General features: G+C 71.4%; 18 protein-coding genes. 11 read left to right on the forward strand and 7 right to left on the reverse strand.

Translation table 11 applies throughout. From position 1 onward, the window contains the following. Positions 1-7: 7 nt before the first annotated feature. Positions 8-1,855: an AMP-dependent synthetase/ligase gene (locus IEW13_RS10065; protein ID WP_229745072.1), complete on the reverse strand. Its 1,848-nt coding sequence runs from the start codon at positions 1,853-1,855 to the stop codon at positions 8-10. A 176-nt stretch (positions 1,856-2,031) separates the two neighbouring features. Here IEW13_RS10065 and leuS point away from each other — a divergent pair, with 176 nt between their 5' ends. The 3 genes from leuS (at position 2,032) to IEW13_RS10080 (ending at position 6,550) form a co-directional block, all read left to right on the forward strand. Further along, positions 2,032-4,983, forward strand: coding sequence for a leucine--tRNA ligase (gene leuS / locus IEW13_RS10070; protein ID WP_188550789.1), 2,952 nt, complete (start codon positions 2,032-2,034; stop codon positions 4,981-4,983). A 65-nt stretch (positions 4,984-5,048) separates the two neighbouring features. Next, complete coding sequence (gene nadE, locus IEW13_RS10075) at positions 5,049-5,876, forward strand: NAD(+) synthase (protein WP_188550790.1); 828 nt, start codon at positions 5,049-5,051, stop codon at positions 5,874-5,876. Continuing rightward, a complete protein-coding gene (locus IEW13_RS10080; protein WP_188550791.1) occupies positions 5,873-6,550 on the forward strand; it encodes a hypothetical protein in 678 nt (225 codons plus the stop codon). Before nadE ends, IEW13_RS10080 begins: the two co-directional genes overlap by 4 nt. Positions 6,551-6,595: 45 nt before the next feature. Here IEW13_RS10080 and IEW13_RS10085 read toward each other — a convergent pair whose 3' ends face one another. Further along, a complete protein-coding gene (locus IEW13_RS10085) occupies positions 6,596-7,297 on the reverse strand; it encodes a hypothetical protein (RefSeq protein ID WP_188550792.1) in 702 nt (233 codons plus the stop codon). 89 nt (positions 7,298-7,386) lie between these two features. Between IEW13_RS10085 and IEW13_RS10090 the strand changes: the two genes are divergently transcribed. The 6 genes from IEW13_RS10090 to rpsT all read left to right on the forward strand — a co-directional run bounded on the left by IEW13_RS10090 (position 7,387) and on the right by rpsT (position 14,131). Further along, positions 7,387-8,316: a DegV family protein gene (locus IEW13_RS10090; protein WP_188550793.1), complete on the forward strand. Its 930-nt coding sequence runs from the start codon at positions 7,387-7,389 to the stop codon at positions 8,314-8,316. A 140-nt stretch (positions 8,317-8,456) separates the two neighbouring features. Beyond that, positions 8,457-9,428, forward strand: a complete 972-nt coding sequence (locus IEW13_RS10095) for a ComEA family DNA-binding protein (protein ID WP_188550794.1) — start codon at positions 8,457-8,459, stop codon at positions 9,426-9,428. Positions 9,429-9,432: 4 nt separating this feature from the next. After that, a complete protein-coding gene (locus IEW13_RS10100) occupies positions 9,433-11,853 on the forward strand; it encodes a ComEC/Rec2 family competence protein (protein WP_188550795.1) in 2,421 nt (806 codons plus the stop codon). Positions 11,854-12,015: 162 nt separating this feature from the next. After that, positions 12,016-12,549 (forward strand): flavin reductase family protein, encoded by a 534-nt coding sequence (locus IEW13_RS10105; RefSeq protein ID WP_188550796.1) that lies wholly within the window; start codon positions 12,016-12,018, stop codon positions 12,547-12,549. Between the two features lie 64 nt (positions 12,550-12,613). Beyond that, the gene (gene holA, locus IEW13_RS10110) at positions 12,614-13,633 is read left to right on the forward strand and encodes a DNA polymerase III subunit delta (protein WP_188550797.1); all 1,020 of its coding nucleotides are present in this window, start codon (positions 12,614-12,616) and stop codon (positions 13,631-13,633) included. A gap of 231 nt (positions 13,634-13,864) precedes the next feature. Next, the gene (gene rpsT / locus IEW13_RS10115) at positions 13,865-14,131 is read left to right on the forward strand and encodes a 30S ribosomal protein S20 (protein ID WP_188550798.1); all 267 of its coding nucleotides are present in this window, start codon (positions 13,865-13,867) and stop codon (positions 14,129-14,131) included. Between the two features lie 152 nt (positions 14,132-14,283). Here rpsT and IEW13_RS10120 read toward each other — a convergent pair whose 3' ends face one another. Together IEW13_RS10120 and IEW13_RS10125 are read right to left on the reverse strand one after the other, a co-directional pair. Next, entirely contained in the window at positions 14,284-14,859 is a 576-nt protein-coding gene (locus IEW13_RS10120) for a type II toxin-antitoxin system PemK/MazF family toxin (protein ID WP_188550799.1), read from the reverse strand. Positions 14,860-14,869: 10 nt separating this feature from the next. Next, positions 14,870-15,703 (reverse strand): endonuclease/exonuclease/phosphatase family protein, encoded by an 834-nt coding sequence (locus IEW13_RS10125; RefSeq protein WP_188550800.1) that lies wholly within the window; start codon positions 15,701-15,703, stop codon positions 14,870-14,872. Positions 15,704-15,803: 100 nt separating this feature from the next. Here IEW13_RS10125 and lepA point away from each other — a divergent pair, with 100 nt between their 5' ends. Beyond that, positions 15,804-17,663, forward strand: a complete 1,860-nt coding sequence (gene lepA / locus IEW13_RS10130) for a translation elongation factor 4 (RefSeq protein WP_188550801.1) — start codon at positions 15,804-15,806, stop codon at positions 17,661-17,663. Here lepA and IEW13_RS10135 read toward each other — a convergent pair. Continuing rightward, the gene (locus tag IEW13_RS10135) at positions 17,617-18,240 is read right to left on the reverse strand and encodes a DUF402 domain-containing protein (RefSeq protein ID WP_188550802.1); all 624 of its coding nucleotides are present in this window, start codon (positions 18,238-18,240) and stop codon (positions 17,617-17,619) included. The genes lepA and IEW13_RS10135 overlap by 47 nt on opposite strands. Before the next feature lie 40 nt (positions 18,241-18,280). Here IEW13_RS10135 and hemW point away from each other — a divergent pair, with 40 nt between their 5' ends. Next, a complete protein-coding gene (gene hemW, locus IEW13_RS10140; protein ID WP_188550803.1) occupies positions 18,281-19,501 on the forward strand; it encodes a radical SAM family heme chaperone HemW in 1,221 nt (406 codons plus the stop codon). 32 nt (positions 19,502-19,533) lie between these two features. Here the strand turns inward: hemW and IEW13_RS10145 are convergent, their stop codons facing one another. Continuing rightward, positions 19,534-20,070, reverse strand: a complete 537-nt coding sequence (locus IEW13_RS10145; RefSeq protein WP_188550804.1) for a DUF4870 domain-containing protein — start codon at positions 20,068-20,070, stop codon at positions 19,534-19,536. Positions 20,071-20,076: 6 nt separating this feature from the next. After that, on the reverse strand, positions 20,077-20,670 hold the full coding sequence (locus tag IEW13_RS10150; protein WP_188550805.1) for a magnetosome magnetite crystal formation protein family: 594 nt from the start codon (positions 20,668-20,670) through the stop codon (positions 20,077-20,079). Positions 20,671-20,731 lie beyond the last annotated feature (61 nt).

The following is a 20,731-nucleotide window of genomic DNA, read 5'->3' on the forward strand; positions in this document are numbered from 1 at the left end:
GCAGGCCTCAGGCGTAGATCTCCTCGATCTGCTCGGCGTAGTCCTCGTACACCACATGGCGCTTGACCGACTGCTTGGCCGAAAGATGACCGGAGGCCTCGGAGAACACATCGGGCAGGATGGTGAACTTCTTGATCTGCTCGGCACGCGAGACGCTCTCGTTGACCCGGTCCACGAGGTCCTGGATGGCGCTGCGTACCGCCGGATGCGCAGCGGCTTCGGCCACGTCCATCTCCGGCAGGCCGTGGTTCTTCAGCCAGGCCGGCAGCATCTCCGGATCCAGGGTGAACAGCGCGGCGATGAAGTGCCGGTTGTCGCCGATGACGACCGGCTGGCCCACCACGGGGTGGCGGCGTAGCTGGTCCTCCAGCACCGCAGGGGCCACGTTCTTGCCGGCCGAGGTCACCAGGATCTCCTTGCTGCGGCCGGTGATGGTCAGATAGCCGTCGGTGTCCATGCTGCCCAGATCGCCGGTGCGGAACCAGCCGTCCTCGGTGAAGCTCTCCGCCGTGGCCTCCTCGTTGCGCCAGTATCCCTGGAAGACGCACAGCCCCTTGGCCTGCACCTCCTCGCCCTCGCCGATGCGGATCTCACAGCCCGGCAGCGGCACCCCCACGGTGCCGATCTTGCTCTTGACCGGCAGGTTCACCGTCACCGGGGCGGTGGTCTCGGTGAGCCCGTACCCCTCCAGGATGGTCACCCCGAGACCCCGGTAGAAGTGGCCCAGATGGGCGCCGAGCGGACCGCCGCCGGAGACGGCGTACTCCACGTTGTTGCCCATCGCCTGGCGCAGCTTGGAGTACACCAGCCGGTCGAACAGGCGGTGCTGGAGCCGCAGCCCGGCCGGCACCCGGCCGGCGTCGAGGGCGCGGGAGTACGCCACCGCCACTCGCTCGGCCCGGCGGAAGATCGCGACCTTCGCCTTGCCGCCGGCCTGCGCCTTCGACAGGGCGGAGTTGAACACCTTCTCGAACACGCGCGGCACCGCCAGGATGTAGCTGGGCCGGAAGGACGCCAGATCGGCCGGCAGGTCCGCCAGGTCCGCGGTATGGGCCAGGGTGCTGCGGGTGTACACCGCCAGCACCTGCACGAACCGGGCGAAGACGTGCGCCAGGGGGAGGAAAAGCAGGCAGCGGGGAGTCCCGGCGAAGACCTCGGGAATGGTGTGCAGCGCCGCCTGCGCCGTGAGCACGAAGTTGTGGTGGCTCAGCTCGCAGCCCTTCGAGGGCCCGGTGGTCCCGGAGGTGTAGATGAGCGTGGCCGGATCCTCCGGGGAGACCTGCGCGCGCTGGGCGGCGGCGTCCTCGTCGCCGACCGCCTCGCCGGAGCGGGCGAGCTCCTCGAAGCCGCCCTCCTGGTAGACCCAGCTGCGTAGCGTCTCCGGCAGCGAACCCCCAGAGCCGGAACCGGACTCGTCCCTGGCGTGCCGCAGCGCCTCGTCCAGCCGGCCGGCGTGGGCGGCGCTCTCGGCGAAGGCGACCTCGACGCCGGAGTCCTCGATCATCCAGGCCAGCTGGGCCTTGGAGGAGGTCTCGTAGAACGGGACGGTGACCGCCCCGGCGCACCAGATGGCGAAATCGGCGACCGTCCACTCGTAGGAGGTCCGGCCCAGCAGGCCCACCCGGTCACCGGCGCGCACGCCGGCCGCAATGAGCCCCTTGGCCACGCCCAGTACCTGATCGCGGAACCGCGCGGCGCTCACGGCGGACCAGTCTCCGCCGGAGTCCTTGCGTTCGAACAGCACCCGTTCGGGTTCCTCCGCCGCGATCCGGACGATCAGCTCTCCGAGCGTGATCCGGTCATCGAGCGGGTAATCGATGGGGGTGGCGATGTGCGATTTCACTGATGCGGGCACTGGCGGGCTCCTCTCATCGCGCGGGGCCACTGCGTTGTGGTTCCCTCTACCTTAGTCGGTGGACGAGGGACGAGCCCAAGAATCCGGTACCGCTCGGCGCTAAGCTTAGGGGGTGGTGTGCGCCGTACCGTCGCATGCCCGCTTCGAGGTTCGGACCGCAGGAGGACACCATCACCATGAGCGCTCAGGCTCACCCGGCCCCCCAGGCCCCCGCACAGGACGCAAGCGGCACCTGGAAGTACGATGCTGCGCTCGCGGGCCGGATCGAGCTCAAGTGGCAGGATCGCTGGGAGGCCGAGGGCACCTTCGAGGCCCCCAACCCCACCGGGCCGCTGGCTACCACCCGGCGCGGCGCCACGGTCTCCCCGGGACCCGGGGCCGCGGGGGAGAAGCTCTACGTGATGGACATGTTCCCGTACCCGTCCGGCAAGGGCCTGCATGTGGGCCATCCGCTGGGCTATCTGGCCACGGACGTGCTGGCCCGGTACAACCGGATGCGCGGCAAGAACGTCATGCACGCCCTGGCCTATGACGCCTTCGGCCTTCCCGCGGAGCAGTACGCCGTCCAGACCGGCCAGCATCCGCGCGTCACGACCGAGGAGAACATCGCCAATATGCGGCGCCAGCTGCGCCGCCTGGGCCTGGGCCACGACGCCCGCCGGACCTTCGCGACGACGGATCCGGAGTTCGTGAAGTGGACGCAGTGGATCTTCCTGCAGATCTTCAACTCCTGGTACGACGCGGACGCCGACGGCGGGGCCGGCAAGGCACGTCCCATCGCCGAGCTGGTGGCCCAGTTCGCCGATGGCTCCCGTGCCCTGCCCGGGGACTACGCCGGCCGGAGCTGGGAGGAGCTGAGCGCGCGCGAGCGCGAGGACGTGCTGCACGGCTACCGGCTGGCCTACGTCTCCGAGTCCCCGGTCAACTGGTGCCCTGGCCTGGGCACGGTCCTGGCCAATGAGGAGGTCACCCCGGAGGGTCGCTCCGAGCGCGGCAACTTCCCGGTGTTCCAGCGCAATCTGAAGCAGTGGAACATGCGGATCACCGCCTACGCCGACCGGCTGATCGACGATCTGGACCACGTGGACTGGCCCGAGGCGGTCAAGTCCATGCAGCGGAACTGGATCGGCCGCTCCACCGGCGCGCACGTCCGGTTCGCCCTGACCGGCAGCGGAGGCACCGAGAGCGCACCTGAGGACATCACGGTCTTCACCACGCGCCCGGACACCCTGTTCGGCGCCACCTACGTCGTCCTTGCCCCGGAGCATCCGCTGGTGGACCGGCTGCTGGCAGAGCCCTCCGCAGCGGGCTGGGAGCCTGGCGTCCCCGAAGCATGGCGGGGCGGCGCGGCCACACCGGCCGAGGCGGTGCGGTCCTACCGCGCCGCCGCGGCCGCCAAGACTCCCGCCGAACGCCAGGAGGACAAGGAGAAGACGGGTGTCTTCACCGGCGGTTACGCGATCAACCCGGTCACGGGGGACCGGCTGCCGGTCTTCATCGCCGACTACGTGCTGATGGGGTACGGCACCGGTGCCATCATGGCGGTGCCCGGCGGGGACGAGCGGGACCACGAGTTCGCCCTGGCGTTCGGCCTGCCCATCGTGCCCACCGTCGCCGCGCCGGAAGGCCACGAGGGCGTGTGGACCGGCGATGGCGAGGTGATCAACTCCGCCAATGAGCGCATCGACCTCAACGGCATGTCCGTCGCGGAGGCCAAGGAGGCAATCATCGCCTGGCTGGAGCGGTCCGGCAGCGGCGAGGGCACCACGACGTACCGGCTGCGGGACTGGCTGTTCTCCCGGCAGCGGTACTGGGGGGAGCCGTTCCCCATCGTCTACGACGAGGACGGCACCGCCATCGCGCTGCCCGAGGATCAGCTGCCGGTGGACCTGCCGGAGGTGGACGACTTCTCCCCGCGGACCTTCCCGGAGGACGATCTGACCAGCGAGCCCGAGCCGCCGCTGGGACGCGCCGCGGACTGGGTGCACGTGACCCTGGATCTGGGCGACGGGCCCAAGCGGTACCGGCGGGAGACCAATACGATGCCCAACTGGGCCGGTTCCTCCTGGTACCAGCTTCGGTACGCCGATCCCGCCAACGACCAGGCGCCGGTCGATACCGTCAACGAGGCCTACTGGCTCGGTCCCCGCGGGCAGGGCCATTCCGGCGGCGCCGATCTGTACATCGGCGGGGTGGAGCACGCCGTGCTGCACCTGCTCTACGCCCGGTTCTGGCATAAGGTGCTGTACGACCTGGGGCATATCAGCTCGTTCGAGCCGTTCCACAAGCTGGTCAACCAGGGCTACATCCAGGCCTACGCCTACACCGACGAGCGCGGTGCCTATGTGCCGGCCGCCGAGGTGGCCGAGCGCGTGGACGAGAGCGGGGAGTCCACCTTCTGGTACCAGGGCGCACAGGTGCGCCGCGAGTACGGGAAGATGGGCAAATCGCTCAAGAACATCGTTACCCCCGACGACATGTACGCCGAGTACGGCGCGGACACCTTCCGGGTGTACGAGATGTCGATGGGGCCGCTGGAGCTGTCCCGCGCCTGGGAGACCCGGGCCGTCGTCGGCGCCCAGCGGTTCCTGCAGCGGGTGTGGCGCCTGGTGGTGGACGAGGAGACCGGCGAGACCGTCGTCACCGGCGGGGAACTGGACGAGGCGACCCTGCGGGTGCTGCACGCCACCATCGCCGGGGTGCACGAGGACATGGAGGCGATGCGGTTCAACACCGCCATCGCCAAGCTCATCGTCCTGGTGAACCACCTGACGAAGGAGGGCATCACCGCCCGTGCCGCCGTCGAGCCGCTGGTGCAGCTGCTGAGCCCCTTCGCCCCGCACATCGCGGAGGAGCTGTGGGAGCGGCTGGGCCACGCCGGGACGATCACCTACCAGCCACTGCCGGCCGCCGATGAGTCCTATCTGGTCGCCGAGACCGTCACCTGCGTGGTCCAGGTCAAGGGCAAGGTCAGGGACCGGCTGGAGGTGAGCCCGGACATCGATCCGGCTGAGCTGGAGCGCCTGGCACTGGCCAGCACCGGCGCGCAGCGGACCCTGGCCGGCGCCGGGGTTCGCAAGGTGATCGTGCGCGCCCCCAAGCTGGTGAACATCGTCCCCGAGGGCTGACCGGCGTACCGGCGCCGGCAGGGCTGTTCACGTCCGCGATACACGGCGCGCGCTACGCTGGTGCCATGACGACATCGCTGCGTGAAGAGATCATCCAGGCACTGAACGTCTCGCCCCGGATCGACCCGGAGCAGGAGATCCGCAGGCGGATCGACTTCCTGAAGTCCTACACGCGCGCCTCCGGCACCGCCGGTTTCGTGCTGGGCATCTCCGGCGGCCAGGACTCCTCCCTGGCCGGCCGGCTGGCGCAGCTGGCGGCCGAGGAACTGCGCGCCGAGGGCGTTCAGGCGCGGTTCCGCGCCGTGCGGCTGCCGTACGGCACGCAGCACGACGAGGACGACGCTCAGCTGGCCCTGACGTTCATCCAGCCCGACGAGTCGATCGTGTTCAACGTCGCCGGTGCCGTCGACGGGCTGGAGTCCGAGTACGCCCGCGCCATGAACGAGCCGATCACGGATTTCAACAAGGGCAACGCCAAGGCGCGTTCGCGGATGATGGCGCAGTACGCCATCGCGGGGGAGCACAAGAGCCTGGTGATCGGCACCGACCACGCCGCGGAGGCGGTCACCGGCTTCTTCACCAAGTACGGCGACGGCGGCGCCGATGTGCTGCCGCTTTCGGGTCTGACCAAACGGCAGGGCGGCGCGCTGCTGCAGGCCCTGGGGGCACCGGAGCGACTGTGGACCAAGCCGCCGACCGCCGATCTGCTGGATGCCACCCCGGGGCAGTCGGATGAGACGGAACTGGGCATCGGCTACGCCGACATCGACGACTACCTGGAGGGCAAGGAGGTCCCGGCAGAGGTCGCCGAGGCCATCGAGACCCGGTATGTGGCCACCCGGCACAAGCGCGAGCTGCCGGCGACCCTGTTCGACTCCTGGTGGCAGGCATGAGCATCGTCCCTCCCGGCGGCGATGGTCACGGCGCTGCCGGCGGGGACGAGGAACCAGTCGAGGGCGAGGTCGTCGACGGTCCCGCCGGGGCCTCCACCGAGAGCGAGGCCGCCGCGGCCGAGCTGGCCACCCTGGCACAGCTGGCCGCCCGCGGGCTGTACACGCCCGGCGTGGCGCTGGGCGGCATCGCTGCCGGGCTCGGACTGATCCTGGGCGCGGCGTCCTTCCCGGCCTGGGACGGCAGCCGTTTCGTCTCGGTGCTCTCCTGCCTCGTCGCCGTCCTCCTGCTGCTGTGCGGCGGCTACCTGATCGCCACAGGCTTGGCCGCGCGCCGCGCGGTGCGCGAGCCGGAGACCATCCGGCGGGCCTTCACCATGGCGCTGCAGGAACGGCGGAACCAGCAGCCGCCGGGCTCCGGGGGCTCGTTCGAGCGGGATCTCATCGGGGAGACGCTGTTCCCGGGCATGCCCGGCGGCGGCCGGGTGCGCAACACCCGGGCGCTGTTCACCGCGCTGGGTCAGCTGCCCGGCCGCTGGCGCGAGTACCCTCAGCTGCGGCCCTTCCTGAAACCGGTCACGACGGTCGCCACCCGCTGCGCCATCGCGGCGGGACTGGGCATCCCGGCCGGGCTGTTCCTGCTGATCCTCGCCGCCATCGCCGCGCTCGTCGGCTGATCCCCGCCGGACCCGCCGAGTCGGCTGAGCCCGGTTCGGTCTGGTTCAGACCGGCAAGGTCCCGCGTTCCAGTGCCACCCGCTCGAAGCCGGCCCGGGCGCTCAGCAGCGTATCGGCGAGCTCCTCGCCGCGGGCCTTCGCCTCGGTGAACTCGCGCCAGCCGCCCTCGCGCTGATCGGCCGGCAGCAGCTCCCAGCCGTCGTCGCCGTGCCGGGAGCCCTCCAGGGAGAACCAGTCGCGCAGCTGCTGCGCCGCCCGGTAGAGCTCCATGAACGCGGTGTGCACGGCAGAGTCCTCGAAGCTGAGCTGGCGGTTGGCGTGCAGGAACTCCTCCAGCGGATCGAGCTGTTCCGGGGCCCAGGAGGTGAGGTCGGTGCGCACGCGCAGCCAGGGGATCAGGCCCTCGGCGGAGGACAGCTGTTCGACGATCCGCCGGGAGGCCTGCACGTCCTGGGAGGCTTCGTCGGCGAGGGGCCGGAACTCTCCGAGCTCACGCGTGATCGTCCGCATCTTCTCCCGTTCGGCGCCCAGTTCGGCGCCCAGCTGATCGATCCGCGCCTGATCGCGCTGGTAGCGGCGGAGGATGAGCCACACCGCGAGCGCGGCGACCGCCACCTGGAGCACTCCCAGGATCCAGGAGATCGGATGCAGGGCGGGGATCAGGTGCAGAGGCAGGAAGACGAGCACGCTGCCGGCCAGCACCGCGGCGGCCAGCGAGTTGTTGAGGAAGTCAAGGAAGCGGTTCACGAGAGTATCGTCGTCCTCCATCGCGGATACGGCACGGGCATACTTGAGAGCAACCACCACGATACCGCCGCCGAAAGGGACGAGGAGCGATGATCGCGCTGTGCTATGACAGCACCGCCGGCCTGGGCGCCGCCGATCTGGCCGCCCTGCCGGTCCCGGCCCAGATGGTCCCGCTGCGGATCCTGCTCGGCGAGGAAGATCGCGCCGACGAGCCGGCTGGCACCGGAACGCTGACCTCGGCCGCGGGCGCCCGGCTGGCCGCGCATATGCGCGCCGGCGGTGAGGTGAGCACCTCCATGCCGCAGCCCGGCGCGTTCGCCGAGGTCTACGAGCGGCTGGCCGCCGCGGGTGCGTCCGCGATCGTCTCGGTGCATATCTCCGCTGCGATGTCCGGCACGGTGGACGCCGCGCGCCAGGCTGCTGCCGCGGCTGCCGTGCCGGTGCACATCGCCGATGCGGGCATCACCGCGGCAGGTCTGGGAGCCGCAGTCGGATACGCGGCGCGCCTGGCCGCCGGCGGCGCACCCGCTGCCCGGGTCGCCGCGGAGACCGGACGCTGGGCCAGGGAGTCCACGCTCACGGTGTTCGTACCGGAGACGCTGGAGTATCTGCGCCGCGGCGGGCGGATCGGCCGGGCGGCGCACCTGCTGGGGCAGATGTTGCAGGTCCACCCCCTGCTCGGATTCGAGGAGGGGACCGTCGGTGCCCTGGCCAAGGTGCGCACGCGCTCGAAGGCGCTGGAGAGACTGTGCGCCCTCGTGGTGGCGGCGGGTCTGGAAGGCTCAGGAGACGCCGGAGGCACAGCAAGCACCGGCGCGGACGAGGCGGCGCAGAGATGGTGCGCGAGCGTGCAGCATCTGGACGCCGGGTCACAGGCGGTGGAGCTGGAGGGCATGCTCCGGGCGCACGCTGCCGCCGCGGGTCTGCCGCTCACGACCAGGGTCGAGGAACTCTCCGCGGTGGTGGCCGCCCACACCGGCCCCGGCGTGCTCGGTGTCTCTCTCTGGCCGGAGGACTGACACCGCCGGGCGCGCTGTGTCCGGCACGGTGTCACAGCCACCGGACACCGTGGGGCACAGGAGCGCCACCGGCTCAGGGGGCGTCCACAGGCGTAGCCAGCGAGCCTCGCGCGCGTGCCTGGATCCCTAAGCTCGCGGCCATGGACCACACCAGTTCCGCCCGGCGGCCCGCCCGCCGTGGCCATCCCGGAGCCGGGGACTCCCCGCAGGAACGGATCGCCCGCGTGCTGGCCGGAGAACGACCGCGCCGGATGCCGCAGGACGGAACTGTTCCGGGCACCACCGGCGGAAGCTCCGGCCTGGAAGGCGCGCATGGCCCGGCAGCCCCCGGTGGCATCGGTGGCACCGGCAGACCGGGACGGTACGGCGGGTGGGTGCCGGACGGGACGCGGTCGCCGGAACCGGCGGCCTCGCAGGCCATCGACGACGACGCCGGCCCCGAGGACGACGAGGCGGAGGAGACGCCAGCCCTCCGCCCGCGGGTGCTGATCGGGGTGGCCGCGGCGCTGGGCGTGCTGGTCCTGGCCCTGCTCGGGACGGTGGTCTACCTGATGCTGTTCCGCCCGGCACCGGAGGTGCTGCCGTTGCCCGCGCCCGCGCAGGGGACCGCCGAGGTGCAGGACGACCCGGCCGGGCAGGAGGCCGGAGGCCGGCAGGACGGTCATGGCGGCGCGGCGGCCGTCCTCGTGGTGCATGTCGCCGGAGCGGTGGAGGATCCTCGCCTGGTGGAGCTGCCGTCCGGGGCGCGCGTCGCTGAGGCGATCGAGGCGGCGGGCGGCCTCCGTGAGGACGCGGACCCGGCGGGCGTGAACCTGGCCCGTGAGGTCGTCGACGGCGAGCAGATCCTCGTGCCGTCCCGGGACGAGGACGGCAGCGCCGGCGAGGAGCGGCAGGGGACCGCGGGCACCGGCGGCGCCGCGGGGACGGTGAACATCAACACCGCGGATGAGACCGCCCTGCAGCAGCTTCCCGGCGTGGGCCCCAGCACCGCCGCCAAGATCGTCGCCCACCGGCAGGAGCACGGACCGTTCAGGACCGTCGACGATCTGCAGGACGTCTCCGGGATCGGACCCAAGACGGTCGAGGACCTGCGCGCCCTGGCGACCGTCTGAGCCGATGCGCGCCCTTCGGGATCTGAGGCTGCTGCCCTCGGCGTGCCTGGTGTGGCTGCTCACCGTCCTGGGCCAGGACGCCCCGGGCATCGTCCTGGCCCTGCTGGGCGCCGCCGGGGCGGTGATCGCCACCGGCACCCTGCTGTGGCTGCTGCGGCGCGGGGCACCGGGGCCGCGCCCCCGGGTGGGACCGTCCGCGGCGGTACCCGGGCAGCTGGCCGTCCTGGGCGCGCTCACCACGCTGGCGGCGGCCGCGCTGTGGTTCCATTCCCCTGCCACGATCCCGGAGGAGGCCGGCCGCTACGCCTACACGGTGACCGGGCCGGCGGTCCCCAGCAGATCGGGAGACTTCCTGCTGGTGCCGGTGGCCGTACCGGACGCGGTCCCCGGTCGCGGCGCCGGGGCCCGTCTGGTCCTCCCCGCCGATGCCTCGCCACCGCCGCAGGGCTCGCGCTGGGCGGCCGTGCTCAGCCCCTCCCATACCGACACCGGCACCTACCTGGGAGCGCCACGGGACGCTGAACTGGTGCGCGCAGCACCGGCATGGTCGGCGGCACGGGAACGGATCCGTGCCGGCCTGCGCGCCGCAGCCTCCGCCGGACCCGTGCCGGAGACCGGTGCAGGCCTCCTGCCTGGCCTGGTGCTCGGCGACACGAGCGCCCAGCCGCCGGGGCTGACCGATGACATGCGGATGGTCTCCATGACCCACTTGACCGCTGTCTCTGGCTCTAATCTGGCGATCGTGACCGGCGCCGCATGGTACGCAGGGGCCTGGCTCGCCCTCGGCCGTCGTCTCCGGGTGGCCGCTGCGCTCGTGGCCATGGGCGCGTACTGCTATCTGGTGGGGCCGGAGCCGAGCGTCCTCAGGGCGTCTGCGATGGCCACCGCGGTGCTGGCGGGAATCCTGCGGGGCAGCGGCGGCACCGGCCTGCCGCTGCTCTTCGGCGCGATCGTGGTGCTGCTGCTCGTGGCCCCGGGGCTCGCCGGTGAGTACGCCTTCACCCTGTCCGTACTGGCCTGCGCCGGGATCATGACTCTGGCGCTCCCGTTGGCCCGCCGCAGGCCCGCCTGGCTGCCGGAACCGGTGGCGCTCGCGCTCGCGGTCCCGCTGACGGCGCAGCTGGCCTGCACGCCGGTCCTGGTCCTGCTCCAGCCTCAGCTGAGCCTGTGGGCGGTGCCGGCGAACATCGCGGCCTCAGCGGCGGTGGCCCCGGCGACCGTGCTCGGCGTGGTCGCGGTGATCGCCGGCCTGATCCCCGGCGCAGGGGCGGTCCTCGCGGTCGTCGCGGCATGCCCGGCGGCATGGTGCGCGGCCTGGATCGCCGGATGCGCGCATCTCTTCGCCGGGCTTCCCCTGGCTGCGGTGCCGTGGCCGGAGGGAGCGCCGGGGGCCGGCCTTGCCCTCGGGCTCGTGGCGGTTCTCGTGACCGCCCTGCTCGCCGCGATGACACGCTGGCGGCTGCTGGCGGTGGTTCTCCTGGTCGGCGGCCTGCTGGGCGCCTCGATCACGGCCGATCTGGTGTGGCCGGCGCGCTGGCTCGCTCCGGGGTGGAGCATGGTGGTGTGCGATGTGGGCCAGGGTTCCGCTGCCCTGGTCGCCACCGGCCGGCGGGAGGCGCTGCTCCTGGACGCCGGCCCAGACCCCCTCGCGGTCGATGCGTGCCTCCGGCAGGCCGGGGTGGACCGGGTGGCGGTGTACCTCTCGCATTTTGATCAGGACCACATCGGCGGCCTGGAGGGGGTGCTGCGCGGACGGGAGCTGCTGGCGCTGCGCACCGGGCCGGCCGGAGCGCCACGGCCTGAGACCCTGGAGATCGGCCGCCTGGCGCGTGAGGCGGGCGTCGTGCCCCAGGTAGGCCTGGCGGGGGCGAGCTGGCAGCACGGAGCCGTCACGGTCGAGGCGCTCTGGCCCCGGCGCTCGGCCGCGGTGCCGCCGGAGAGCATCTTTCACGATCCTCAGGACCCGGCCGTCTCGCGGACGACGGCTCCAGGGAGCGCGGAGTCCCGCCCCGGCGCACCCGCGGGCAGGCATGACGAGCAGGCGAACAACCCGGACTCGCTCGTGCTGCGCGTCGCGCTGCCGGGGGCCACCCTGATGGCGCCCGGAGACATCACGGCAGCGGAACAGGCCCGGCTGGCCGCCGAGGTGGCCCCGGTGGACGTCCTGCTCGCGCCGCATCACGGCTCCGGTGACCTGGATGAGGGATTCTACCGGGCCGCGGACGCAGGCACCGGGATCGTCTCAGCGGGAGAGGGCAACCGTTACGGGCATCCCACCCAGCGCGCCCTCGATGCGCTCGGTACCGCCAGCATCCTGCGCACGGACACCTGCGGGTCCATTGCCCTCTACCTGCCGCAGCGGCAGGCGGTCCCAGCCGCATCGCCGCCGATGGCCGCCGCCACTGAACGACGCTGCCACCCGTGATCCGCGGCCCGTCCGTCCGTCCCCAGCGGCCCGTTCCTCCCGTCACGGAGCCGCGCTTCCGGTAACACTTCGACACACAGCTTGCCGCGCGGCGTGCTTCAGGAGAATCGTGGACGCAAGAGTTCACGGTGACAGCACGGTGAGAGCCAGGACAGGAGCAGTATGTCGAGCCAGGGGCCGCTTCCCACGGAGGACTTCACCCGGGTGTTCCGGGACCACCCCGGCGGAGTCTGCGTCGTGACGGCCGATGCCGGTTCCGGGCCGGTGGCGATGACGGTGACGAGCGTGGCCTCGGTGAGCGTGGATCCGCCCCTGCTGGTCTTCTCCGTCTCTGACGCCTCGTCTTCCGCGCCGGTGCTGACCAGCGCGGCCACCGTGGTGGTGCACTTCCTGGGCGAGGAAGGCCTTCCGGTGGCCAAGCTCGGCGCGACCAGCGGCATCGACCGTTTCGCGGACCGCGACGCCTGGACCCGGCTGCCCGGCGGCGAGCCGCTCTATCACGGCGCGCGGGCCTGGATCCGCGGCCGGGTGACCGAGCGGCTGCGCGCCGGGACCGCGACGCTCACCGTGGTCGAAGCGCTTCAGAGCGGCAGCACGGCGCAGGCGACCGGCGAAGACGCGCCCCTGGTCTACCACCACCGCAGCTGGCACCGGCTCAGCGAGGGCTCGTTGCTGAGCGCCCCGCAGGCGATCTGAAACTCGCGCAGCGTGCTCTGGCCGCTCTGCGACGTGTCCGCGCGCGCTGCTAGATTGGGCTCTCGTGACACCGCCTCGCACTCGCCGCAGCAGCGGCCGCACCGCGCCGACGGGGCTGCCCTGGCACGAGGCCAGGCCCGCGCCACTGGTGCTGATCTCCGGATCCGAGGACTTCCTCTCCCGCCGGGCCCGTTCGGTGCTGATCGAGGCTGCCCGCCAGGCCGATCCGGAGGTGGAGCTGACCGAGCGGGAAGCGGGGGCCTACGCGGCCGGTGAGATCTTCACGCTCGCTTCGCCCTCGTTGTTCGGCGAGGCCAAGCTGGTGATCTTCAACGGCGTGGAGGCCTGCAACGACGCCTTCCTGAAGGACGCGCTGAGCTATCTGGACCAGATCGAGGAGGGCACCTCGATGGTGTTCCGCCACGGTGGCGGCCAGCGCGGTAAGAAGCTGCTGGACGCGCTGAAGAAGGCCGGCGCGTCCATCATCGACGCCCAGCCGCTCAAACGGGACGCGGACCGGCAGGAATTCGCGGCTGCCGAGTTCAACCGTGCCGGGCGGCGCATCACCCGCGAGGGGCTGGCCGCACTGATGGACGCGCTCGGGCAGGACATCGCCGAGCTGGCGGCCGGCTGCCAGCAGCTGATGGCCGACACCACCGGCACCATCGACGCCGATGTCGTCTCCACCTACTACGGCGGGAGAGTGGAGGCCACCGGGTTCAAGGTGGCCGAGACCGCCATCGCCGGCCGTTCCGGCGAGGCGCTGACGTTGCTGCGCCATGCCCTGGCCACCGGCGTCGACCCGGTCCCGCTGGTGGCGGCGATGGCGACCAAGCTGCGGGCGATGGCCAAAGTCAGCGGGCTGCGTGGCTCGGCCGCCCAGCTCGCCGGTTCCCTCGGCATGGCGCCCTGGCAGGTCGAGCGAGCCCGCAAGGACGCCGGCCGCTGGGATCAGGAGGCACTCGGTGAGGCGCTCATCGCGGTGGCGGAGGCCGATGCCGCCGTCAAGGGCGGCAGCCGGGATCCGGTGTACGCCGTGGAGACGATGGTGCTCACGGTGTGCCGCTCCGCCCGGCGCCGCTGAAGCTCACGCCCGCCGGGCGCACGGCGGGGCCGGCATATGTGGCCGAGTGGCCGTGGGAGCTGCTAGGATAATCCGTTGTGCGCCGTCTTGGGGTGTGTGTCTCACCCTGGGTCGGGACGGAGCACGCCCGCACGGTAGATCCTTCCAGCGTGTTTCCCCGCGCCGGGCGGATGCCGGACGCGGGAAGCCCTCGCGACCAGTGCAAGACCTGATTCGAAAGAGTGTCCCACTTTGGCAAACATCAAGTCCCAGATGAAGCGCAATCTCACCAACGAGAAGGCGCGTCTGCGCAACCAGGCGGTGCGGGCCGAGGTCCGCAGCGCGGTCCGCGCGTTCCGTGAGTCCGCGGAGACCGGCGAGGCGGAGCAGGCCCAGGAGGCCTACCGCAGCGCCGCTCGCAAGCTGGACAAGGCCGTCTCCAAGGGCGTGCTGCACAAGAACAACGCGGCTAACCGCAAGTCCGCGATGGCCAAGCGGCTCAGCAGCCTGCAGGCCTGAGCCCGCCTGACGTCGCCTCAGACGTCAGGCATATGTGGAAGAAGCCCCGGCACGTCACGCAGACGTGCCGGGGCTTCTTGCCGCCGCCGCGAGTCCTCGCCAGCTACGCGGGCACCTCGTGCGGGTCCTGGCGCGAGGCCGGTCCAGGGCGCTCACGCCAGGGCTCGTGTGACCGCCTCGAAAGCCTCGCGCTCGAGCACGGCGCCTTCTCGCCGCAGATACGACTCCGGTAGCCGCACCACGCGGTCCAGCCGCACCTCTGACTCGCGGCCCTGGGAATCCCAGCCGCCGTGCCCGAGGTTCATCCAGCGCTGTCCGTGCTCCTCGTGAACGGAGAACCGGCCGTGCGGCGCCCGATCCCGGCTGCTCAGCAGCAGGCCCAGGAGCCAGGGCCCGTCGTGCCCGATGACCAGCACGGGACGGTCCTTGCCGCGGCTGTGGTCCTCCTCGAAGGGCACCCAGCCCCAGACGATCTCCCCGGGATCCGGCTCACCGTCCGGCTGCGGCGCGTACACCGGCCGCACGGTCCCGCGGAAGTCGCCCGGATACGGCGGACGGCCATCGGCGCCGGGCTCCGGGACGGTGCCGGTCCGGGACGGCGGAGTGCGCCGCGACGGCGTGGGCGGCGATGTGTCGTGCCGGCGGGACTGCCGCTGCTGCTCGCGCCACGCCTGCCGCGCGCTCCGCTCGGCGATCCGCAGCGCCCTTCTGGCCAGATTCCTCCACATACCCGCCATCCTAGGTTCCCCGAGCGCCGGCGTCGGGCCCCAGCCAGCGCAGCTGCGCCTGCACCGGCCAGTGATCCGACGGCGCCTGGCCGTCCAGGCGGAACTGGCTCACACCCGAGGAGAGCGCGGTCAGCGCCGCGCTGTGCAGGATCCAGTCGATGCGCGGCCCGCCCAGGTGCCGGTCCCGGTAGCCGTGGAAGCTCCCCACGTCATCGCCCGCTCGCGGCACGTCCGCAGCGAAGGCGTCGCGGAGCGGGGGAGCGGCCTCGTCCGATCCGGCGGCGCAGAGGAGCCGGTGCGCCGGCCCGTCCGGCGGCTCGTTGAAGTCTCCCGCCACGACGGCGGCGCCGCCCTCCGCCGCCCACCGCCGCAGCAGGCGGGCGGATTCGCTGCGTGCCTGCGCCGAGCGATGATCCAGATGCGTGCTGATGAACCGAAGCTGCCGGCCGGCCCGCAGGTCGGTGACGTCGACGAGGGTCGCGATCCTCCGGTGCGAGGAGCCCCAGCCGCGGCTCCGCTCCTCCGGGGTGGGGGAGAGCCACCGCGTCGCCCCCGCCTCGAAGCGGATCCGCCGGCGGTCGTAGAGGACGGCGCAGAACTCCCCGGCATCGCCGCCGTCCCGTCCCTCACCGGTCCAGGCGTAGCGGTCGTCCAGGCCGGAGACGAGCTCCTGAAGCTGGTCGTACACGCCTTCCTGGGTGGCGATGAGTGCCGGCAGCTCCTGATTGATCACCGCCTGCGCCGCCGCCCGGCGGCGCCGCCACGGGTGCGCATCGGCGGCCGGATACCGCAGATTGAAGCTCATCACGGTGAGCGCGGCCGGCACGGCCTGATCGGTGGCCATGCCTGGATGCTATCGGCGAAACGCGCCGGTCGAAACATGAAACAATGGACCGGTTAGCCACGAGTAACCGCCAACAGACCCGCAAGGATGAAAGCCCCCTATGTCGCCACAGGTGAGCGCCGATGACGCCCGCATCCGCCCGGCCGCCACGGATCCCGGGCTGATCCGGAACTTCTGCATCATCGCCCACATCGACCACGGCAAATCGACCCTGGCCGACCGTATGCTGCAGCTCACCGGAGTGGTCCAGCCGCGGGACATGAAGAACCAGTACCTGGACCGGATGGACATCGAACGCGAACGGGGCATCACCATCAAGTCCCAGGCGGTACGCATGCCCTGGCAGGTGGGCGAGACCCCGTACGCGCTCAATATGATCGACACGCCCGGCCACGTCGACTTCACCTACGAGGTCTCCCGGTCCCTGGCCGCCTGCGAGGGCACGCTGCTGCTGGTGGACGCCGCGCAGGGCATCGAGGCGCAGACCCTCGCCAATCTCTATCTGGCGCTCGAGAACGACCTGACCATCATCCCCGTGCTCAACAAGATCGACCTGCCGGCGGCGCAGCCGGACAAATACGCCGAGGAGCTGGCCGGGCTGATCGGCTGCGAGCCGGAGGACTGCCTGCGTGTCTCCGGGAAGACCGGAGAAGGCGTCGAGGCGGTGCTGGACCGCATCGTGCGGGAGGTTCCCGCCCCGGTCGGAGACGCTTCGGCACCGGCGAGGGCGATGATCTTCGACTCGGTCTACGACACGTACCGCGGCGTGGTCACCTACGTACGGGTGATCGACGGTCAGCTGTCCCCGCGCGAGCGCATCGAGATGCTCTCCACCGGCGCCACCCACGAGCTGCTGGAGATCGGCGTGAGCGCCCCGGAGCCGACCCCCACCCGGGGCCTGGGCGTGGGCGAGGTGGGCTATCTCATCACGGGTGTGAAGGACGTCCGCCAGTCCAAGGTCGGCGACACCGTCACGAACGCCAAGACCCCCGCCACGGAGGCGCTCGCGGGGTACCGGGATCCCAAGCCGATGGTGTTCTCCGGGCTGTTCCCCATCGACGGCTCGGACTACCCGGCGCTGCGGGAGGCGCTGGACAAACTCAAGCTCAACGACGCCGCCCTGGCCTACGAGCCGGAGACCTCCGCGGCGCTCGGCTTCGGTTTCCGCTGCGGGTTCCTGGGGCTGCTGCACCTGGAGATCGTGCGCGAGCGGCTGGAACGCGAGTTCGACCTGGATCTCATCTCCACCGCGCCCTCTGTGGTCTACGACGTCACCATGGAGGACGGCACGGAGCACCGCGTGACGAACCCCTCCGAGTACCCGGAGGGCAAGATCCGCGAGGTCCGCGAGCCGATGGTGCGCGCCACCGTCCTGACGCCCAGCGAGTACGTCGGTGCCGTGATGGAGCTGTGCCAGACCCGCCGCGGTCAGATGCAGGGGATGGACTACCTCTCCGAGGACCGGGTGGAACTGCGCTACCGCCTGCCGCTGGCAGAGATCGTGTTCGATTTCTTCGACCAGCTCAAGTCACGCACCAAGGGGTACGCCTCGCTCGACTACGACAACGACGGCGACGCCGTCAGCGATCTGGTCAAGGTGGACATCCTGCTGCAGGGGGAGAAGGTCGACGCCTTCTCCGCGATCGTGCACAAGGACAAGGCCTACGCCTACGGCGTGCTGATGGCCGGCAAGCTCCGGGAGCTCATCCCCCGGCAGCAGTTCGAGGTGCCCGTGCAGGCGGCGATCGGTTCGCGGATCATCGCCCGCGAGACCATCCGCGCCATTCGCAAGGACGTGCTCTCCAAGTGCTACGGCGGCGACATCTCGCGCAAGCGGAAGCTGCTGGAGAAGCAGAAGGAAGGCAAGAAGCGAATGAAGATGGTCGGCCGCGTGGAGGTGCCTCAGGAGGCGTTCATCGCGGCGCTGTCCTCGGACGGCGGGGACGAGAAGAAGAAATGAGCAGCTTGGCCCAGCGGAGGTAGCGGCTGCGGATCGGCTCGTCGTTGGCGGCGACGATGGCGAACAGCTCGTGCGCGCCGGCGCGTGCCCCGTGCACGATGTGCTCGGGGTAGTGCATGCTCTCCTGCCGCGCGGCGAACTCGTCCTCGTCGTCGACGTAGGGCTCCTCGCCGGGTTTGCGGCGGATGTCCAGGTCCAGGTCGATGAGCCGGACCAGGAGCCGGCCGCCTGACTCCCCGTCGGCGTGCTGCCGGCTCAGCTCGATCGGGGTGCCCACATCGCCGTAGAGCTCGCCCAGCCGGGGCACGGAGGAGAGCAGCGGCGGCGAGGAATCCAGGTTGAAGGTCAGCGTCCACCAGGCCTCCGGTGGCGCCAGGAACAGCACGGGCCGGTCCCACTCCACGGTGCGGGCGCTCTTCTCCCGCCCGCCTGGCCGGTGCGCGATGGTCCCGGGAGGCGCCCCGAACCACTCGCCGTGGCTGTCCTGGCCCAGATGCAAGCAGTCGAACGCCCAGTGCGGCGAGCCGTCGAACTTGCGGAATTCCACGCGAGCGGGGGAGGGGGTGCCAGGCGCCATGCAGCCGACTCTATACCGCGCGCCGGACTAGGATGGTGCCATGCCCGCCCAGCCCGAAGGACTTCCTGCGCCCGCCGACGGACTGCTCCCGTCCTCCGCGGCCGCCTGCGCCGGCGGGCGGCCGCTGGGCCTGTACGTGCACGTGCCGTACTGCCGGGTGCGCTGCGGGTACTGCGACTTCAACACCTACACCGCCGAGGAGCTCGGGGAGAACGCCTCACGGCAGGACTACGCCGCCATGGCGTCGCGGGAGATCGGTTTCGCCGCTCGGGTGCTCGCGGACTCGGGGCTGCCGCCGCGTCCCCTGCGGACGGTGTTCTTCGGCGGGGGCACGCCGACGCTGCTGCCGGCGGAGGATCTGGCCGCCGTCGTCGACGCGGCGCGGGAGGCCTTCGGGCTGGCGCCTGGCGCGGAGATCACGACCGAGGCCAATCCGGACACTCTCGATGCCGCCTATGCGCGGGCGCTTGCCCGCGCCGGTGTCACCCGGGTCTCGATCGGCATGCAATCCGCGGTCGGGCATGTCCTGGCGGTCCTCGACCGTACCCACGACCCGGCGCGCGTCCCGCAGGCCGTGGCCGCCGTCCGCGATGCGGGCATGCAGGTGAGCCTCGACCTCATCTACGGCGCGCCGGGGGAGACGGTGCAGGACTGGCAGCGCAGCCTTCAGACGGTCCTGGAGCTGGAGCCGGATCACGTCTCGGCGTACTCGCTGATCGTCGAGCCGGGCACCCGGATGGGCCGGCAGGTGGCCCGGGGCGAGCTCCCGGCACCGGACGAGGACGATCTGGCCCGGAAATACGAGATCGCCGATGCTGCCCTGCACGCGGCCGGCTACCGCTGGTACGAGGTGAGCAACTGGGCCCGCGGCCCGCAGGCCCGCTGCGAGCACAACCGGCTCTACTGGCGCAGCGGCGACTGGTGGGGCGTGGGGCCCGGAGCGCACAGCCACATCGGCGGCGTGCGCTGGTGGAACGTCAAGCATCCCCGGCCCTGGGCGGCCCGGCTGATGGCTGGCCAATCCCCGGCACACGGCCGGGAGCTGCTGGACGCCCAGGCCCGCCGTCTGGAAACGGTCATGTTGGGTATCCGCACGGCGGAGGGCCTGGATATGCGCGAGGCGGGCGAGGCGGCCGGCGCCCTGGAGACGGTGCTGGCCGATGGCCTGATCGAGAGGGACGCGGCCGCCGGCGGGCGGATCGTGCTGACGGGCAAGGGGCGGCTCCTGGCCGACACCGTCGTGCGGGCGCTGGCGGGCTGACCGGGAGGCCCGGCCCCGCCAGCGGCGCCGGGTCACTTCACCAGTTCGATGGCCATCGGGTAGCGGTAGACCTCGCCGCGGTTGGCCGCCATGGCGGCCATGATGCCGAGGACGAGTGCGGCGATCACGACGACGAACACGAGGAAGATCGTGAACATGCCCACCAGCACGAACATGAGCGGGATGGAGACGATCGTGATGATGAGGTTCGCGCCGAAGCAGGTGAGCCCGAAGTTCAGTGCGTTCCGGACGTTCTCCCGGACGAAGGGGGAGCTCGGGTTGGTCAGGAAGAAGATCAGCGGGACCAGCAGCCCGAAGAGCGCCAGGCCCAGATGGCACCACATGGCCGTCTGCCGCTCGTCCGGCGTGGGCGCCGGCGGATAACCCGGCGCGAAGCCCTGCGGATGCTGCGGCTGCGGATAGCCCGTCTGCGGCTGGCCCGGCGGGAACCCCTGCGGCGGATAGCCGGGTGCGAACCCGAACCCCTGGTGCGGCTGCTGCGGTCCGTAGGGTTGCTGTCCCGGCTGGGGCGGAGGACCGTTAGGCGGCCCCTGCGGCGGAACGCTCACGCTGGATCACTTCACCAGTTCGAAGCTCAGCGGGTACTTGTACGGCTCGCGCCCGCCCGCAGGCTCCTTCAGGAAGGTCACGGTCGCGATGATGCCGAAGATCCAGACCATGATGGTGGGCGCGTAGGCCAGGATGACGAGGAAGCCGAGCATGCCGAAGGTGACCGCTCCCAGGATCCCGGTGGCGATGCCCAGGCCGATCGCGGCGATCAGCATGGTGATGTTGAAGTTGAGGGCCTGACGGGCCTCCTCGCGGACGCGGGGGTTCTTGTCCTTGAACACCAGGAAGATGATCAGCGGCAGCACGACGCTCGTCAGCAGGGCGCCCAGGTGCGCCGCGATGACCGCGAGCTTGGCGTTCTCGTCGATCCCGCCGGCCGGTGCGCCCGGCTGCCCGGGATGTCCCGGCTGGCCTGCGGGCTGCTGGTAGCCGTACTGGCCGGGCTGATCCTGCTGCCCTGACTGTCCGTACTGATGCGGCTGCTGCGGTGCGGGTTCCTGCTGCGCCCAGCCGCCGGGCTGACCGCCGGTGTGCTGGCCGGGCTGACCGCCGGCGTGCGGGTCGGGCTGCTGGGGATCCGGGGTGGGGGGCTGTGTCATGACGCCTCCTCGACGTGTGAAGGGGGATTCGATGGACGGGTCGTGCTGCTGCCCAGTCTAC

This window comes from Sediminivirga luteola, from assembly GCF_014639315.1.
GTDB classification, from domain to species: domain Bacteria; phylum Actinomycetota; class Actinomycetes; order Actinomycetales; family Brevibacteriaceae; genus Sediminivirga; species Sediminivirga luteola.

Coding starts and splice junctions, on each gene's coding strand:
- leuS (WP_188550789.1), top strand. CDS start 2,032: ATGAGCGCTCAGGCTCACCCGGCCCCCCAGGCCCCCGCACAGGACGCA.
- nadE (WP_188550790.1), top strand. CDS start 5,049: ATGACGACATCGCTGCGTGAAGAGATCATCCAGGCACTGAACGTCTCG.
- IEW13_RS10080 (WP_188550791.1), top strand. CDS start 5,873: ATGAGCATCGTCCCTCCCGGCGGCGATGGTCACGGCGCTGCCGGCGGG.
- IEW13_RS10090 (WP_188550793.1), top strand. CDS start 7,387: ATGATCGCGCTGTGCTATGACAGCACCGCCGGCCTGGGCGCCGCCGAT.
- IEW13_RS10095 (WP_188550794.1), top strand. CDS start 8,457: ATGGACCACACCAGTTCCGCCCGGCGGCCCGCCCGCCGTGGCCATCCC.
- IEW13_RS10100 (WP_188550795.1), top strand. CDS start 9,433: ATGCGCGCCCTTCGGGATCTGAGGCTGCTGCCCTCGGCGTGCCTGGTG.
- IEW13_RS10105 (WP_188550796.1), top strand. CDS start 12,016: ATGTCGAGCCAGGGGCCGCTTCCCACGGAGGACTTCACCCGGGTGTTC.
- IEW13_RS10120 (WP_188550799.1), bottom strand. CDS start 14,859: ATGTGGAGGAATCTGGCCAGAAGGGCGCTGCGGATCGCCGAGCGGAGC.
- IEW13_RS10125 (WP_188550800.1), bottom strand. CDS start 15,703: ATGGCCACCGATCAGGCCGTGCCGGCCGCGCTCACCGTGATGAGCTTC.
- lepA (WP_188550801.1), top strand. CDS start 15,804: ATGTCGCCACAGGTGAGCGCCGATGACGCCCGCATCCGCCCGGCCGCC.
- IEW13_RS10135 (WP_188550802.1), bottom strand. CDS start 18,240: ATGGCGCCTGGCACCCCCTCCCCCGCTCGCGTGGAATTCCGCAAGTTC.
- hemW (WP_188550803.1), top strand. CDS start 18,281: ATGCCCGCCCAGCCCGAAGGACTTCCTGCGCCCGCCGACGGACTGCTC.
- IEW13_RS10150 (WP_188550805.1), bottom strand. CDS start 20,670: ATGACACAGCCCCCCACCCCGGATCCCCAGCAGCCCGACCCGCACGCC.